17 protein-coding genes are annotated in these 14,829 nt (G+C 69.7%); 8 read left to right on the top strand and 9 right to left on the bottom strand.

The annotated features are described in order from the left end of the window. Window positions 1–16 precede the first annotated feature (16 nt). Genes B0F77_RS23840 through B0F77_RS23820 form a run of 5 tightly spaced genes read left to right on the top strand, consistent with a single transcriptional unit; the run spans window position 17 to window position 4,065 of the window. Entirely contained in the window at window positions 17–568 is a 552-nt protein-coding gene (locus B0F77_RS23840) for an RNA polymerase sigma factor (RefSeq protein WP_086665259.1), read from the top strand. Continuing rightward, window positions 565–1,347: a cupin domain-containing protein gene (locus B0F77_RS23835; RefSeq protein ID WP_086665193.1), complete on the top strand. Its 783-nt coding sequence runs from the start codon at window positions 565–567 to the stop codon at window positions 1,345–1,347. Before B0F77_RS23840 ends, B0F77_RS23835 begins: the two co-directional genes overlap by 4 nt. Beyond that, complete coding sequence (locus tag B0F77_RS23830) at window positions 1,347–2,159, top strand: ABC transporter ATP-binding protein (protein WP_086665192.1); 813 nt, start codon at window positions 1,347–1,349, stop codon at window positions 2,157–2,159. The genes B0F77_RS23835 and B0F77_RS23830 overlap by 1 nt, the downstream gene beginning before the upstream one ends. Beyond that, window positions 2,159–3,505, top strand: a complete 1,347-nt coding sequence (locus B0F77_RS23825; protein WP_086665191.1) for a hypothetical protein — start codon at window positions 2,159–2,161, stop codon at window positions 3,503–3,505. Before B0F77_RS23830 ends, B0F77_RS23825 begins: the two co-directional genes overlap by 1 nt. 32 nt (window positions 3,506–3,537) lie before the next feature. Further along, window positions 3,538–4,065, top strand: coding sequence for a hypothetical protein (locus tag B0F77_RS23820; RefSeq protein ID WP_086665190.1), 528 nt, complete (start codon window positions 3,538–3,540; stop codon window positions 4,063–4,065). A gap of 50 nt (window positions 4,066–4,115) precedes the next feature. Here the strand turns inward: B0F77_RS23820 and B0F77_RS23815 are convergent, their stop codons facing one another. The 3 genes from B0F77_RS23815 to B0F77_RS23805 are packed head-to-tail and all read right to left on the bottom strand — an operon-like array spanning window position 4,116 to window position 6,428. Beyond that, window positions 4,116–5,276 carry an NAD(P)/FAD-dependent oxidoreductase gene (locus B0F77_RS23815; protein ID WP_211293975.1) on the bottom strand — a complete coding sequence of 387 codons (1,161 nt, stop codon included), beginning with the start codon at window positions 5,274–5,276 and terminating at the stop codon, window positions 4,116–4,118. Continuing rightward, the gene (locus B0F77_RS23810) at window positions 5,273–6,049 is read right to left on the bottom strand and encodes an SDR family NAD(P)-dependent oxidoreductase (RefSeq protein ID WP_086665188.1); all 777 of its coding nucleotides are present in this window, start codon (window positions 6,047–6,049) and stop codon (window positions 5,273–5,275) included. The genes B0F77_RS23815 and B0F77_RS23810 overlap by 4 nt, the downstream gene beginning before the upstream one ends. A 13-nt stretch (window positions 6,050–6,062) precedes the next feature. Then, on the bottom strand, window positions 6,063–6,428 hold the full coding sequence (locus B0F77_RS23805) for a 2Fe-2S iron-sulfur cluster-binding protein (protein WP_245848585.1): 366 nt from the start codon (window positions 6,426–6,428) through the stop codon (window positions 6,063–6,065). Window positions 6,429–6,541: 113 nt separating this feature from the next. Between B0F77_RS23805 and B0F77_RS23800 the strand changes: the two genes are divergently transcribed. Beyond that, the gene (locus tag B0F77_RS23800) at window positions 6,542–7,960 is read left to right on the top strand and encodes an alpha/beta fold hydrolase (protein WP_086665186.1); all 1,419 of its coding nucleotides are present in this window, start codon (window positions 6,542–6,544) and stop codon (window positions 7,958–7,960) included. Between the two features lie 43 nt (window positions 7,961–8,003). Here the strand turns inward: B0F77_RS23800 and B0F77_RS23795 are convergent, their stop codons facing one another. From B0F77_RS23795 to B0F77_RS23785, 3 genes are read right to left on the bottom strand one after another with little or no spacing between them, the layout of a single operon-like run. After that, a complete protein-coding gene (locus B0F77_RS23795; protein WP_245848584.1) occupies window positions 8,004–8,936 on the bottom strand; it encodes a Gfo/Idh/MocA family protein in 933 nt (310 codons plus the stop codon). Beyond that, a complete protein-coding gene (locus B0F77_RS23790) occupies window positions 8,933–10,036 on the bottom strand; it encodes an acyl-CoA dehydrogenase family protein (RefSeq protein ID WP_086665184.1) in 1,104 nt (367 codons plus the stop codon). The genes B0F77_RS23795 and B0F77_RS23790 overlap by 4 nt, the downstream gene beginning before the upstream one ends. Continuing rightward, window positions 10,033–10,494, bottom strand: a complete 462-nt coding sequence (locus tag B0F77_RS23785) for a nuclear transport factor 2 family protein (protein ID WP_211293972.1) — start codon at window positions 10,492–10,494, stop codon at window positions 10,033–10,035. Before B0F77_RS23785 ends, B0F77_RS23790 begins: the two co-directional genes overlap by 4 nt. A 152-nt stretch (window positions 10,495–10,646) precedes the next feature. Between B0F77_RS23785 and B0F77_RS23780 the strand changes: the two genes are divergently transcribed. Next, the gene (locus B0F77_RS23780) at window positions 10,647–11,135 is read left to right on the top strand and encodes an SRPBCC family protein (RefSeq protein WP_086665183.1); all 489 of its coding nucleotides are present in this window, start codon (window positions 10,647–10,649) and stop codon (window positions 11,133–11,135) included. A gap of 62 nt (window positions 11,136–11,197) precedes the next feature. Here the strand turns inward: B0F77_RS23780 and B0F77_RS23775 are convergent, their stop codons facing one another. From B0F77_RS23775 to B0F77_RS23765, 3 genes are read right to left on the bottom strand one after another with little or no spacing between them, the layout of a single operon-like run. Next, window positions 11,198–11,464 (bottom strand): ACT domain-containing protein, encoded by a 267-nt coding sequence (locus tag B0F77_RS23775; RefSeq protein ID WP_086665182.1) that lies wholly within the window; start codon window positions 11,462–11,464, stop codon window positions 11,198–11,200. Beyond that, window positions 11,464–13,206 carry an acetolactate synthase large subunit gene (locus B0F77_RS23770; protein ID WP_086665257.1) on the bottom strand — a complete coding sequence of 581 codons (1,743 nt, stop codon included), beginning with the start codon at window positions 13,204–13,206 and terminating at the stop codon, window positions 11,464–11,466. The genes B0F77_RS23775 and B0F77_RS23770 overlap by 1 nt, the downstream gene beginning before the upstream one ends. Beyond that, window positions 13,206–14,021, bottom strand: a complete 816-nt coding sequence (locus B0F77_RS23765) for an AfsR/SARP family transcriptional regulator (RefSeq protein WP_086665181.1) — start codon at window positions 14,019–14,021, stop codon at window positions 13,206–13,208. The genes B0F77_RS23770 and B0F77_RS23765 overlap by 1 nt, the downstream gene beginning before the upstream one ends. Before the next feature lie 530 nt (window positions 14,022–14,551). Between B0F77_RS23765 and B0F77_RS23760 the strand changes: the two genes are divergently transcribed. Then, window positions 14,552–14,829: hypothetical protein (locus tag B0F77_RS23760; protein WP_211293971.1), on the top strand; the 278-nt coding region annotated here is incomplete at its 3' end.

The raw sequence follows: 14,829 nt of genomic DNA, 5'->3' as shown, positions 1-14,829 counted from the left end.
GCGGAGTGTGAGAGCAATCCGGGGTGAGCCGGCCGGCCTGGACGAGGAGCAGCTCGTGCGCCGGGTCGCACGAGGTGACCGCAGGGCGTTCGAAGAGCTCTACCGCCGCACGTCACCGTGGCTGACGGTGCGGCTGCGCAGGCGGTGTTCGGACGAGCAGATCGTCGCCGAGGTGCTCCAGGAGACCTACCTCGCCGTGTGGCGGGCCGCCGACGCGTTCGCCGGCACCGCCGTGGGCGGCAGCGCGGTCGGCTGGCTGTGGTCCATCGCCGCCCGCAGGCTGGTCGACGCGTTCCGCAGGCGTGCGCACCACGCCCAGCCGCCCGCCACCGCGGCCCCCGAGCACAGCGTCCGCGCCGCCGAGGACGAGGCGCTCGACACGGTGCTCGGGGACGAGATCGGCGACGCGTTGCGGACGCTCGCCCCCGAACTGCGGCAGGTGCTGCGGGCCATGGTGCTCGACGGGCTGTCGGTGCGGGAGACCTCGGTGCTGCTCGGGGTGCCGGAGGGCACCGTCAAGACCCGCGCGAGGCGGGCGCGAATCGCGATGCGGGAGGCCCTGTCATGACCGCGCACCACCCCGGCGAGCAGCTGCTGCGCCAGTACGTGCGAGGTGACGACATCCCCGCCGACCAGCTGTGGGCCGTCGAGTCACACCTCGAGGGCTGTGCTCCGTGCCGCGACCGCCTCGCTCCCGATCCGATCGCCGAGCTGGTGTGGGCCGATCTCGCACCGGCGCTGGACCGCACCCCGCAGATGCCGCCGGCCCGGTCGTGGTTGCGGCACGTCAGCCACTGGGTCTCCCCCGTGGCCGGGCCGTGGCTCGCGATGATCCTGCTCGTCACCGCCACCGCCGTGGTGCTGGACCAGGCCGGATCGGTGGCGCGCGGGCAGATCTCGCTGGTGCTGCTGGTGGCACCGGTGCTGCCGGTGCTCGGGGTCTCCGTGTCGTGGGGCCGGGCGATGGACCCCGCCCACGAACTCGCCGCCTCCACCCCGCGTGCCGGCCTGCCGCTGGTGTTCCGCCGAACCGTGGCGGTGCTCGCGGTGGTCGTGCCCGGTCTGCTGGTGGCGAGCTTGCTGACCGGGGCCTCGCTCACCCAGTGGATGCTGCCGTGCCTCGCGTTCACCACGTGCACGCTCGCGCTCGGTGGCCTGATCGGCATCACCCGTGCCGCCATCACGCTCATCGCGGGGTGGGCCGCCGGGATCGTCCTGCCGACTATCGCGCTCAGCCGCACGTCCGTCGCGTTCGACGGCGCCGCCGCACCGGTGTGGGCGGCCGTCCTCGCGGCAGGGCTGATCGTGATCGCCGTCCGTTTCCGTACCCAGTCGAGGAGTTCGTGATGCGTGCAGTGGGAGCCGAGGAGGTCGCACCGACCTCCCATCCCTGGGAGATCCAGGCCGACGGTCTGGTGGTGCGGGTGGGTGGCAGGCGTGGCCGCAACGCGGTGAACGAACTGACCCTGCGACTGGGCAGGGGCGTGCACGGACTGCTCGGTCCGAACGGCGCGGGGAAGACGACGCTGATCAGGACGCTGGCGACGGTGCAGAAGCCCAGCGCGGGGTCGCTGTCGCTGCTCGGCACCCCGCTCGGCGGCTCCACCGGATTGCGGAAGCTGCGGCGGAAGCTGGGCTACCTGCCGCAGCACTTCGGTTACTACAAGCGGTTCACGGTGCGGGAGTTCGTCGAGTACCTGGCGTGGTTGAAGGAGATGCCGCGGGAGGCGATCCCGGGCGCGGTGCAACGCGCGCTGGAGAAGGTCGGGCTGGCCGACCGCGCCGACGACCGGCTCAAGACGTTGTCCGGCGGCATGCTGCGCCGCGCGGGCATCGCGCAGGCGATCGTCAACGACCCCGAGATCCTGCTGCTGGACGAACCGACGGTGGGCCTGGATCCGGCGCAGCGGCTGCGTTTCCGCGAACTCGTGGCCGAACTGGGACAGCAGTCGTGCGTGCTGATCTCGACGCACCTGGTCGAGGACGTCGCGGCGGCGTGCACCGACGTGGTGCTCGTGGCGGAGGGATCGCTGGTGTTCCAGGGGACTCCCGCCGATCTCGTCGCCGCCGGGACGGAGGACCACGTGGGCGACAGCCCGATCGAACGCGGTTACTCGGCGTTGATCAGTGCGGCGCCGGGCAAGGGTGGTGGCTGGTGATGGGGCTGCGGATCGAGCTGCGGCGGTCGTCCGCGATCTGGGCCGGCCTGCTCGTGATCGTGTCCGGCACGGCGATGCTGGTGCTGCTCACGACGACGGGCGCGAAGTGGCAGGACAACTCGACTTCGGCGGTGCTGGAGCTGCGCAAGCCGCTGGCGTACGTGTGGGCGCTCGTGGTCGGTCTGGCCGTCCTGCAGGGCATGCGGGACGGCCGGGCACGGGTGGACGAACTGTTCGCCACGACCTCCCGTCCCGGCTGGGTCCGGCTGGGCACGCTCGCCTCCGCGGTGGCGGGTGTGGTCGCGGCGGCCACGTTGCTGCTGTGCGTCGGTGTGGTCGTTCGCGTCGCCGCCGGCAGCGGGTTCGTCTCGACCGGGTTCGTCCCGCTGATGCTGACCGTGGTGCTCGCCTTGGCGGGCAGCGTCGTCCTCGGCCTCGCGGTGGGACGGCTGCTGCCGCACCCGCTGGCCGTTCCGGTGGCGTTGGTGGCGACGTTCACGCTGGCCATGACGGCCGCCCAGGCGCAGGACGTGCGGTCCGCCGACGGCGTGATGCCCCGCTTGGCGCTGCTGGCGCCCGTTCTCAACCCGCCGAGTTCGGACCTGGTGACCACCTCCACGTCGGTGGACGTCGGCCAGATCGTGTGGTTCACCGGACTCGGGGTCACGGCGTTGCTGTTGCTGGTGTCGCGGTCGTGGCGCGGACGTCTGGTGGCGCTGGTTCCCGCCGGGCTCGCGCTGGCGCTCGCGGTCTCGATCCTGCCGGGCAGGTTGTCCGACGTGCTGGTGACCGACTCGATCGCCGGGCAGCTGGTCTGCGACGGTGAGGTGTGCGTGAGCCGGGTGCACGAAGCCGGGCTTCCCGCGGCCGCCGAGGTGGGCCGCGACGTGCTGAAGAAGCTGTCGGTGCTGCCCCATCCGCCCACCGCGGTCCGGGAGGACACGTCGGCGATGGCTCACTTCGAGGTGCCGCGCCGCAGTGGCGATGTCGTCTACCTGAACTCACAGCTCCATCCCTCCGTGCTGACGATGTCGCCGGAGCAGATGCGGCTCGAGATGCTCGCCGGAGCGGGTGTCCCTCCTTGCGCCGAACCGAACTCCGTCGACAGCCGGGAGTCCGCGGTGCGCTACCTGACCGCCGCCTACTTCACCGGGGAACTGACCGCGCTGGCCTCGGACCCGTACGTCTGGGGCAGCTCGTCCATGCGCTCCGCCGTCGAGGAGGACTGGCGGGTGTTCCGGAGCCAGTCGCCGTCCGAGCAACTGGGCCGGGTGGCGAAGGTGCGGGAGATGTTGCTGACGTGCCAGGATCCCGCGCGGATCCACGACGTGCTGGTGGCGCGATGAGGCCGGTTGCTTTGTACGCGCGCTCTCGCAGCGTGCCGGCTGCCCTTGCGGCACTGCCGGTGGTGGTGTTCCTCGCGTGGTCCGCGATGCACTCGCCGTGGACGCCGTTGAGCGCCTCGCTGACGTCGCTGGCGGCGGTGCTGGTGATCACGGTCGGTCTCGCCGGGCAGGACCCCGAACTGGACCGGTCCACCGCGGTGCCGTGGCCGGCATGGCGGTTCTGGCACCTGGTGCTCGCGGGCGTGCTGGCGGCGATCCCGGTGCTGCTGGTGCAGGAACTCGGGTCCGAGACGTTCGGCTTCGAGTTCGTCGTGCGCGACACAGCGGGCATGGTCGGGCTGGCGGGACTGGCCGCGACGGTGATCGGGGCGAGGTTCGCCGCCGCCGCGCCGGTGCTGTGGTGGGCCGTGAGCGCGATCATGCCGCCCGCCCAATCGGTGCCCGGCCGGATTCTCACGTGGCCGCAGTGCACCCCCGACGACGCGGTGGCGTTGTGGACGGCAGGTGTGTTGTTCCTGAGCGGAATCACCGCTTACGTGGTGCGCGGCGGGCGGCGCTGAGCCAGCCCGCCGCTGAGCCAACCCGCCGCTGGGCCACCCGTCGCCGGGACTCAGGCCGCGGTGCGCAGGTCGAAACCGGGGACGGCGACCATCTCCGGCCGGATCGGGCAGTTCGCCGCGATCAGCCGCCGCGCGAGGACGTGGTCGACCGGCTTGTTGACCGACTCCACGCCGAGCAGCCTGTCGCCGACGAAGCAGAACACCGAGAACGCGCCGGAAATCGGATCTCCGGTGACCACGACGTTGTCGTGGCCGTCGGTGACTCCCGCGATCTGCACCTTCATCGCGTACTGGTCGCTCCAGAACCACGGCACCTGCGCGTATGGCTCGGCCGACCCGGTGATCACGGCGGCGACCGCGCTGGCCTGGTCGACGGCGTTCTGCACGCACTCCAGCCGGATCTGCCGCGCCCCGTGGTGGAAGCGCGCGCAGTCACCCACCGCGAAGATCGCCGGGTCCGAGGTGCGCAGCCACGGGTCGACCACGATCCCGTCGTCGACGGTCAGCCCGGCCTCGGCGGCCAGTTCGGTGTTCGGCACCACACCGATGCCCGCCACGACGAGATCGGCGGGCAGCACCGTGCCGTCGGCGAGCACGACCTCGTCCGGCCGCACCTCGGACACGGTGGCGTTGAAGAGGAACTTCACCCCGCGCCGCCGGTGCACCTGCACCACGTGCTCGGCCGTCTGCTCGGACAGGACCCGTGACAGCGCACGGGGTTGTGCCTCGATCACCGTGACGTCGCATCCGGCTTCGCTTGCCACAGCGGCGTGTTCGAGGCCGACGAACCCGGCGCCGATCGCGACCACGCGACCTCGTGGACGGGCGGCGTCGGCGTCCCCGATCGTGCGGATCGTGTGCGCGCCGGGCAGCGGGCGCGGGCGCGAACCCGTTGCCAGCACGAGGTTCTCGTAGCCGACGACGCGGCCGGAGCGCAGCACCACGCATCGGGCCGCGCGGTCCACGGAGACCGCGGGGTCGTCGAGCACCAGGCCGATGTCGTGCTCGGCGTAGTAGGTCTCCGGCCGGAACACCAGGTCACCGAACCCGATGTCCCCCTGCAGATAGGCCTTCGTGAGCGGCGGACGCTGGTAGGGCAGCACACCCTCGTCGCCGATCAGCGTGATGGCGCCGCGGTGTCCCCGTTCTCGCAGGGACACCGCGGCCTGGCATCCCGCCTGGCCCGCTCCCACGATGACAACGGTCATCAGTAGTTCCCCAGACCGCCGCAGACGTTGAGCGCCTGCGCGGTGATGGAGTTCGCGGTCTCCGTGGTCAGGTACGTGACCAGGCCGGCGACCTCCTCGGGGGTGGAGTAGCGGCCGAGCGGGATCTTGGCGTTGAACCTCTCCAGGACGTCGTCCTCGGTGATGCCCCAGTGGTTGGCGTAACCCTGGCGCACCTTGCCGGCCATCGGCGTCTCGACGTAACCGGGGCAGACGGCGTTGACCGTGATGCCGGTCTTCGCGAGCTCCAGCCCGACGGCCTTGGTGAAGCCGACGACACCGTGCTTCGACGCGCTGTACGGCGAGGCGTAGATGACGCCCTGCTTGCCGCCGGTGGACGCGATGTTGATGACGCGGCCCCAGTCGCCCTGGTTCATCTGACCGGTGGAGAGGACTTCCTTGGTGACGCGGAAGACGCTGTGCAGGTTGGTGTCGATGACGTCGGTCCAGATGGCCTCGTCCAGCGTGGCGATCTCGCCGCCACCGCCGCGACCGGCGTTGTTGACGAGGATCTCGATGCGACCGAACGTCTCCACTGCCTTCGTGACGGCCTTGCGAATGTCCTCTGTGGACTTGACGTCACAGGTCGTGCCGCCGGCCTCGTACCCGTCCTCGCGCAACTGCTTGACCGTGGACGCGACGTTCTCCGCGTCACGCGCGACCACGAACACCGCGTGGCCCGCCGCGCCGAGCGACTCCGCGACCGAGAGGCCGATTCCGCTGGTTGCGCCCGTGACGAAGGCGACCCGTCGAGTCATGGTTCAACGCTCCTCAGAGTTGCTTCTCGGGAAGGTGCACGACGAGCCCGTCCAGCTCCTCGGTGACCGGGATCTGACAGCTCAGCCGGCTGTTGTCCTGACGGGGGCTCGCGGTGACGCACAGCAGCCCGTCCTCCAGGTCGTGCATGGCGGGCAACGGTTTGGTGTTGTCCTTGTCCACGTAGATGTGGCAGGTCCCGCAGGTCGCGCCACCGCCGCACTGGGCCAGGATGCCTTCGACGTTCGCCAGCTTCGCGCCGCGCATGATCGAGTTGCCCGGCTCGACGTCGACGACCGACGACGTCCCGTCCGGGTGGACATAGGTGATCTTGGCCATCGCGGTGTCTCCCCACGGGTCGGCTCGCCGGACTCCAGTCACGGTGCCGGGATGGCCTGGGGATCGCCTGGAACTCCCCTCGAACGGGTTCGAGATCTCCTCTAGGGCCTTTTGCGACCCTCACAACCCGACGCAACCGACGCGGAGGTCTTACCGTGCCCGACGCACTGCACGAGTTCTACGAACAGCGACCGCAATGGTCCGCGCCGTCGGCGGAAGACGGCCTGGAGCGCGCCACCATCTCGGTGCCGCGCGACTACGGCGACCCGCGAGGTGCTCAGCTCACGATCGCACTTTCCCGCCTGCGCGCGACGAACCCCGACAAGCGCCGGGGTGTGCTGTTCTCGGTGAACGGCGGTCCCGGCGGCGACAACGGCGAGGGACTCAAGCTGCCGCTGGAGTTCCCTGCCGAGGTGCGCGAGGCCTACGACCTGATCGGGTTCGACCCGCGCGGCATCGGCGAGTCCACCAAGCTCTACAGCGAGGTCGCGGTGCCCGTGGCACCGTTCGACTCGCGGCCGCCGGACTCGCTGTTCGAGCAGATCGCCATCGACATGCGCGAGCGCGAGCTGGCCTGCGCACGGGCGGGCGGCGACCTGCGCCCGCACATCACCACCCGCAACATCGCGCGGGACATGGACGTCATCCGCGGCGTGCTGGGCGAGGACCGGATCAGCTTCGTCGGGTACGCGTACGGCACGCTCGTCGGCGCGGTCTACGGGTCGATGTTCCCTGCGCGCCTGGACCGCAGTGTCCTGGACTCGTGCGTGAACCCGAACTGGACGTGGCGCGAGCAGTTCGTCACGCAGGCCGAGGCCGTGTACCGCAACGTGCAGAAGTGGGCGCAGTGGACGGCCGAACGCAACGTCCACTTCGGACTCGGCCGGTCCGCCGCCGCGGTGCTGGAGACGGTCGAGGAGGTCGTCTCCGCACTGGAGGAGATGGGTGCCGTCCACCTGCGCACGTTGTTCGACGGCGCGGTGGGCACGCGCGCCACCGACCGCGCGCAGTGGGACTCGCTGGGCTACCTGGTCGGCGACCTGCGCAAGGCAGAAGACGTTGCCACCGCCCAGAAGCTGATCGCGGGCAACGGCACCTGGCGTCCGCAGGACACGACCGGTGAGCTCAGGATCGGGGTGCTGGAAGCCATCACGATGGAGACGGAGTGGCCGACCGACCTCGAGGTCTACTTCGCCGACATGCGTTACCACCGCGAGCACCACCCGTACGGCTTCGGTGTGCTGCGCGCACAGCCGTGGGTCGGCGCGTTCCGCACGTTCGAGAACCTCGAGGAGCCGACGTACCTCAAGCGGGTCGGTTATCCGGTCGGGCTGTGCGTACAGGCGGACGGCGACCAGTTCGACCGCTACGAGGGCGGTGTCGCGATGGCCGAACGCCTGGGCCACCACCTGGTCGTCGTCGAGGACTCCGGTGACCACGAGGTGTACGCGTTCGCCGGCAACACCGTGCTCGACGACATCGTCAACGCCTACCTGGTCGACGGCGTGCTGCCGGACAAGCGCGTCGGCGTGCCGGGTTCGACCCCTCGGCCGGACATCCCCGCGGATGCCTGAAAACGACGAAGGGGCCCGGAGTGATCCGGGCCCCTTCGTCGTTTCACCTCGCCGCTTCGCTCACCGCGTCCACGAGCTGGGCCAGCTCCACCGACTCGCCGGAGGTGGGGCCGCCGGTCCGGACCGCGGACACGAAGCTGCGGGCCGCGTTCGTGTACTGGTCGTCGGGTTCGAGCGAGAGCTCCTCGCCACCGAGCCGCACGATCGGGGTGAGATCGGCGGGCGGGGCGTAGGCACGGTCGACGCTGATGTGGCTTTCGCTGCCCCACACCGCGTAGCTCGCCCGGTAGGTGTGCTCCATGCCGAACGTGAGCTGCGCAGTGACGCCGCCCGGTGCGCCCAGCAGCACCGATCCGGAGACGTCGACGCCGTAGGTGCTGTCGACCTTCAGGCTCGCGCCGAGCACCCGCAGGCCAGGACCGAGCATCAGCATCGCGGCCTTGAGCGGGTAGACGCCGACGTCGAGCAACGCCCCGCCGGCGAGATCCTTGCGGTACCTGATGTCCCCGGACGGCCGCGGCGGGATCGTGAACGCCGCCTCGAACGACCGCACCTCGCCGACCGCGCCCGCGAGGACGAGCCGGCGCACCTCGTGGTGCTGGGAGTGGAACGGGAACAGGAAGTTCTCCCGCAGGACGAGCCCGCACTCCCTGGCCTGGGCCACGAGATCGGTGGTCTCCTCCAGCGACGGCGTGACTGGTTTCTCGGCCAGCACGTGCTTTCCGGCGCGCAACGCACGTTCGATCCACACGGCGTGGTGCGCCGCGGGCAACGGTACGTAGACCGCGTCGAGGTCCATGCCGAGCAACCTGTCGTACCCGGTGACGGCCTCACAGCCGTAGTCGGCCGCGAGCTTGCCTGCCTTCTCCCCGTCCCGGCTCGCCACCGCGACGATGTCCACATCGGACAGTCCAGCGAACGCGGGCAGCATCCTGCGGCGGGCGATGTCCGCGCAGCCGACGACCCCGAGCCTCACTCGCCGATCAACGCCGCTGGCCATGTCCGCGCTACCGCCGTCTCGTACCGCAACGCGACGTGGCTCGACGCGCTGACGATGTCGCGCCAGAACCGCTGCAACGGCGAGGTCTCGCTGAACCCGCTCGTGCCCGCTGCCCTGACGAGGGTGCCCACGGCGTCGACGAGGCTGTCCGCGGTGAAGGCCGCGTTGCGCTCGCAACGCGCCATCAGCCTCGGCGTGAACGTGCGCTCGTCGAGCACCTGTGCGTTCTGCTCCACCAGGAACCGCGCGGAGTCGATCTGCGCGGACGCCCGGCACAGGTCGACGCCCTGGGTGGTGTTGACCTTCTTGCCCCGCATGGCGTTCGCGGCCGCGTTCAGCGCGCCGTACGCGGCACCGACCGCGGGAGCGACGAACGTGAGGCCGCCGACCGCCTGGAACGGCGCGTTGTGCGCCGGCAGGTCGCTCGTGGTGTTCTTACCGGAGATGAAGTCCGCGCGCCGGAACGACAGGTGTTCCGGCACGAACACGTCGTCGACGATCACAGTGTGGCTGCTGGTGGCGCGCATGCCCGCGTTGTCCCAGCCCTCGATGACGGTGAAGTCCTTGCGCGGCAACGCGAAGAAGCGCGCCTCGGGTTCCCCGCCAGAATTGGTCTCTGGCGCGACCATGCCGCAGACCAGGGCCCAGTCGGCGAAGTCGACGCCGCTGACGTACGCCCAACGCCCGCTGAGCCGGTGTCCCTCGTCGGTTTTCGTGGCTTTGCCGAGCGGTGGCTGAGCGGTGACGACGAACGTGTCCGGGCTGGTGCCCCACAGTTCGTCGTGCCCCAGCCGCGGCAGATGCGTCGCATATCGGGCGGAAAGCGCGGAGAGCGAGGCGCACCAGGCCGTCGAGGCACAGCCTTCGCCGACCGCGATGACGGCCTGCGTGAGCTCGCCGAACCCGCCTTCGCTGCCACCGTAGGACTTCGCGACGAAGTGCCGGGCGAACCCGGCTTCCCGCACGGCCGCCACGACCTCCGGCGCGAGCTTGCGCGTCCGATCGGCTTCCTGGGCGTGCTCGGCGGCGAGCGCACCCACCTTCTCCGCTACCGGGACGAGACCGGTGTCGTTCATGCGGCTCCTTCCCTGGCGGCCGCCGCCGCGGCGATGGCGACGGGCGAGGGCTCGTCACGGTGGATCGTGCGAGACCGGGCCTGCAGCTCGCCGTCGACGCGGACCAGCACGTCCTCGATGAAGAACGTGGGCTCGAACGTGACGTTGCCCGCCTTGTCGGTCCTGGTGACCAGCGAGCAGTACGAGACGTTGATCGTGTTCTCGTCGACCTCTTCGATGACGTAGTGGTCGTTCCAGTGCCGCACGGCTCCGTTGGCGTAGCGCGGCAAGGCGGCGTTGGCGCCTGCGATGAGCTGCGCCCTGCCCACGACCTTCTCGCCGCGGTGGGCGTGGTCGGTGACGCCGTCGACGGTGAAGGTAGCCGCGTACCCCTCGATGTCGAGTGCATCGAGCAGCCGCATCTGCAGCGCGTAGAAGGTCTTCACCTCGATGTAGGTGTTCACGCTGACTGGGGACACTACGACTCCCTCCTCCTGTGATCTGTGCCATCGACGATCCACAACGGTGCTGGAAGACCGGTGGAGGAAGCCTCGTTCGAGGGCGCTTCTAGTTGCCGTGCAGCGGTTTCGCGGATGCTCGGTCCGATTTGTCCATCACACCTGGAGGGCTCATGTCGGAGGCAACTCCCGATGTCGCCAAGTCCGTCACGGTCGAGTGCTCGATCGAGCAGGCGTTCGCGATCTTCGCGGAGCACCCGCTCGACTGGTGGCCGGAGAAGCACGTCTTCGTGCGGGACCGTCAAGCCATCACCATCGAGCCCGTCGTGGGCGGCCGCTACTACGAGACCGGCGCCGACGGTCAGGAGATCGCCTGGGGCACGATCACCGAGTGGGACCCGCCGACCCGCCTGGTGATGACCTGGCGCGTCGGCCCTGGCTGGCAGCCGATCTACGAGGACACCAGGGCGTCGTTCATCAAGGTGGACTTCGAGGCCGTCGGCCCGGCCACCACGAAGGTGACGCTGACGCACGCCGACCTGGACCGCCACGGCCAGCCGCTGGCAGGCCAGATCTTCGGCGCGCTGGACGGCCCCAGCCCCGGCGACACGCTCGCCAAGTTCGCGACGGCGGTGCTGAAGCACGCACCCGCGAAGGTGTGATCCCGCCGCGCGACGAAGAGGCCCACCACCCCGAAGGCTTGGGGTGGTGGGCCTCTTCTTTCTCAGGCGCCGATCTGGTCCCGTGCGGGATCGGCGACCGCCACGACGCTCTTCACGTCGACCAACCGGGAAAGCTGCTTCACCAGCTGATCGGGAGAACGTCCGGCCGGCAGCCCCACCACCACGTCCATCCGGGAGACGTCGCCGCGCTCGGTGGGGTCGAGGCTGAGCGACTCCACGTCGACGCCGCGGGTGGAGAACAGCACCACGACCCTGGCCAGCGCGCCAGGGACGTTGCTCAGCACCATCGACAACGCATGTCTGGTCATCACAGGTCCTCGTCGAACAGGGGCTTGATGCCCCGAACGGTCATGATCTCGTCGTTGCCGGTTCCGGCGGCCACCATCGGCCACACCTGGGCGTCCTCGCCCACCACGAAGTCGATCACCACCGGCCGGTCCCGCACCTCGATGGCGCGCATGATGGTGTCGTCCACTTCGGACTTCTCCGAACACCGCAACCCGACGCAGCCCAACGCTTCGGCGAGAGCGACGAAGTCGGGCACGCGCTGGTGGGTGGACAGGCCGGTGTTGGAGTAGCGGCCGCGGTAGAAGAGGTTCTGCCACTGGCGGACCATGCCGAGGTTGCCGTTGTTGATGACGGCGACCTTGATCGGGATGCCCTCCAGCGCACAGGTGACGAGTTCCTGGTTGGTCATCTGGAAACAGCCGTCACCGTCGATCGCCCACACCGCGCGGTCCGGCACGCCGCACTGCGCGCCCATGGCGGCGGGCACGGCGAACCCCATGGTGCCGAGCCCACCGGAGTTGATGAACGAACCCGGCCGCTCGTACCCCACGTACTGCGCCGCCCACATCTGGTGCTGACCGACGCCCGAGGTGTAGATCGCCTCGGGGCCGACGAGCGTGCCGATGCGTTCGATCACGTGCTGCGGCGCGAGTTTCCCGTCGGCCGGCCAGTCGTAGCCGAGCGGGAACCGGTCGCGCAGGCCGTCGAGATACGCCCACCACGATGTGAGCACCGGCGTCTGCCGCACGGCCGCGTTCAGCGAGATCAGCACGTCCTTGCAGTCGCCGACGATCGGCACGTCCGCCTTGCGGTTCTTGGAGATCTCGGCGGGGTCGATGTCGGCGTGGATCACCGCGGCGTTCGGCGCGAACAGTTCCAGCACGCCCGTGACGCGGTCGTCGAAGCGGGTGCCGAGCGCGATCAGCAGGTCGGACTGCTGCAGCGCGGCGACGGCGGGCACCGTGCCGTGCATGCCCGGCATGCCGAGGTGCTGGCGGTGCGAGTCGGGGAACGCGCCGCGGGCCATCAGCGTGGTCACGACCGGGATGCCGGTGCGTTCGGCCAGCGCTTTGAGCTCGGCCGCGGCGCCGGCGCGGACCACTCCCCCGCCGATGTAGAACACCGGGCGCCGTGAAGAGGCGATCAGGTTCGCCGCGCGGCGGACCTCGTTGGCCGCGGGCGTCACCCGCGGGTTCGGGACGGGCGATGCCGGCGTGTACGTGGTGGTGGCGGCCAGGACGTCCTTGGGGATGTCGACCAGCACCGGGCCCGGCCGTCCGCCAGCGGCGAGCGCGAACGCCTCCGCGATCACCGCCGGGATGTCCGCCGGCTCCGTCACCTGGAACGCGTGCTTGGTGATCGGCAGGGAGATGGAACGGATGTCGGCTTCCTGGAAGGCGTCCGTACCGATCACCGACCTGTTGACCTGGCCGGTGATCGCCACGATCGGCACGGAGTCCATGTAGGCGTCGGCGAGCGGTGTGACGAGGTTCGTCGCGCCGGGACCCGACGTCGCGACGCACACCCCGACCCTGCCGGTGGCCTGCGCGTAGCCCGACGCGGCGTGCCCGGCGCCCTGCTCGTGCCGCACGAGCACGTGCCGGATCTTCATCGAGTCCAGCAGCGGGTCGTACGCGGGCAGGATGGCCCCGCCGGGAATGCCGAAGATGACTTCACACCCGGCGTCCTCGAGCGCGCGGACCAGCGAGCTCGCACCGGTGACGGTATCCACTTTTCTGGCTCTCCCCGATCGATTGCCGATCAACCGGCGAGCTGACGCTCCAGCTGAAGCGCGGACGTCGGACCGTTCAGCGTCGGCTCGGAGCTGAGGATCGCGCACTGCAGCTGGCGCAGGCGCTCCGACGGCTCCAGGCCGAGCTCCTCGATCAGGGTGTCGCGCAGCGACTGGTACGCCTCCAGAGCACGCCACTGACGACCGGCGCGGTAGAGCGCGAGCATGTACTGCGCGCACAGGTTCTCGTGCATCGGGTGCTGCGCGGTCAGCACGGACAGCTCGCTCAGCAACGACTGGTGCTTGCCCAGCCGCAGGTCCGCCTCGATCCGGGCCTCCAGCACGCCGAGCCGCGACTCCTGCAGCCGCGTGACCTCCATGCCCAGCCGGACACCGATCTGCACGTCCACGAGCACCGGCCCGCGCCACACGTCGGTGGCCGACCGCAGCAACCGTGACGCCGACTCGAGGTCACCGACCTCCAGCGCGCGCTGACCGGCGACGGCGAGCCGCTCGTAGCTGCGCACGTCGATGGTCTCCGGCGCGACGTCGAGCATGTAGCCGCCGTAGCGGGTGACGAGCACGTTCTTCGCGGCGCCCGCGCTGCCCTCCGGCAACGCCGCCTCGATGCGCCGGCGCACCTGCAGCACGTATGTCTGCAGTGTGGTGAGCGCGCTTCTCGGCGGCGTGACCCCCCAGAGCTCTTCGATCAGCGTGGGCACCGTGACGACGTGCCCGGCCTGCAACGCGAGCAGGGACAGCACCTGACGCGGCTTGACCGCGCTCGGCGTGATCGAGATGCCGTTCTCCCGTGCCTCCAGCGGTCCGAGAACTTTGATCTCCATGATGGGAGCCCTCCCCAGTTCCAGTTTCAGCGGCGGCTTGCTGTTGTTGTGCCATCAAGTTCACCTGAGCGGGGCTATCGAACGCCACGTAGCGCGGCATGACTCCGAGATGGCGAACTACCGCTGTGGATGTGAGATATTCACGGGCCCGGACGTACCCAAACAAATCCTATGGGTAACCACTCGAACACCCGTCGTGATCAGCCCGAGAAATACTGGTCCTTTCGAGCGAAATCCGCCCGAACCATGAACTTCGACAGTATGCTCTGTACCGGTTCAGAACATGATCCGCAGCGGGACCGCACTGTCTAGCATTTGCCCTGGGTTCGCCGAGCAGCCGAAGGAGCGAGCTCGGTTCGCTTGGGGGAATCGTGAATGAGTCGCCTGAACCGCCGAGACTCGGCAGGATCATCCACGTCCCGGTAGTCGCCGTAGTGGTCGTCGCAGTAGTCGCCATCTGCCTGGCCGACCTCGCACGACTGCTTCTGAGCGACCGGGAAACGACTCATTCCGCCATATATCTCATCGCATTGACCTTGGTTCTCGCACTGCAGTCACTCCAATTCGGCCGACTGAACACACCCGCCCGCCGCATCGCTCTGGCCGCACAAGCAGTGCTCACATTCCTGCCGTTCTTGCTGGTCGGACACATCTGGATCGCGGTGCCAGGCCTGGTCGCCGGCAGCGCGCTGGCCCTGTTCACCCCGATCGCGGGCTGGACCACCTTCGGACTCACGGTCGCGGCGACGACCCTGCTGCAAGCCCCGCTCGAACCGTCCTCAGCCCTGGTCGCCGCGATCGCGGCGAC

The sequence above is a fragment of the Lentzea kentuckyensis genome, assembly GCF_002150765.1.
In the GTDB taxonomy this organism is placed as follows: domain Bacteria; phylum Actinomycetota; class Actinomycetes; order Mycobacteriales; family Pseudonocardiaceae; genus Lentzea; species Lentzea kentuckyensis.
This window is presented reverse-complemented; position numbering and strand designations above follow the sequence as displayed.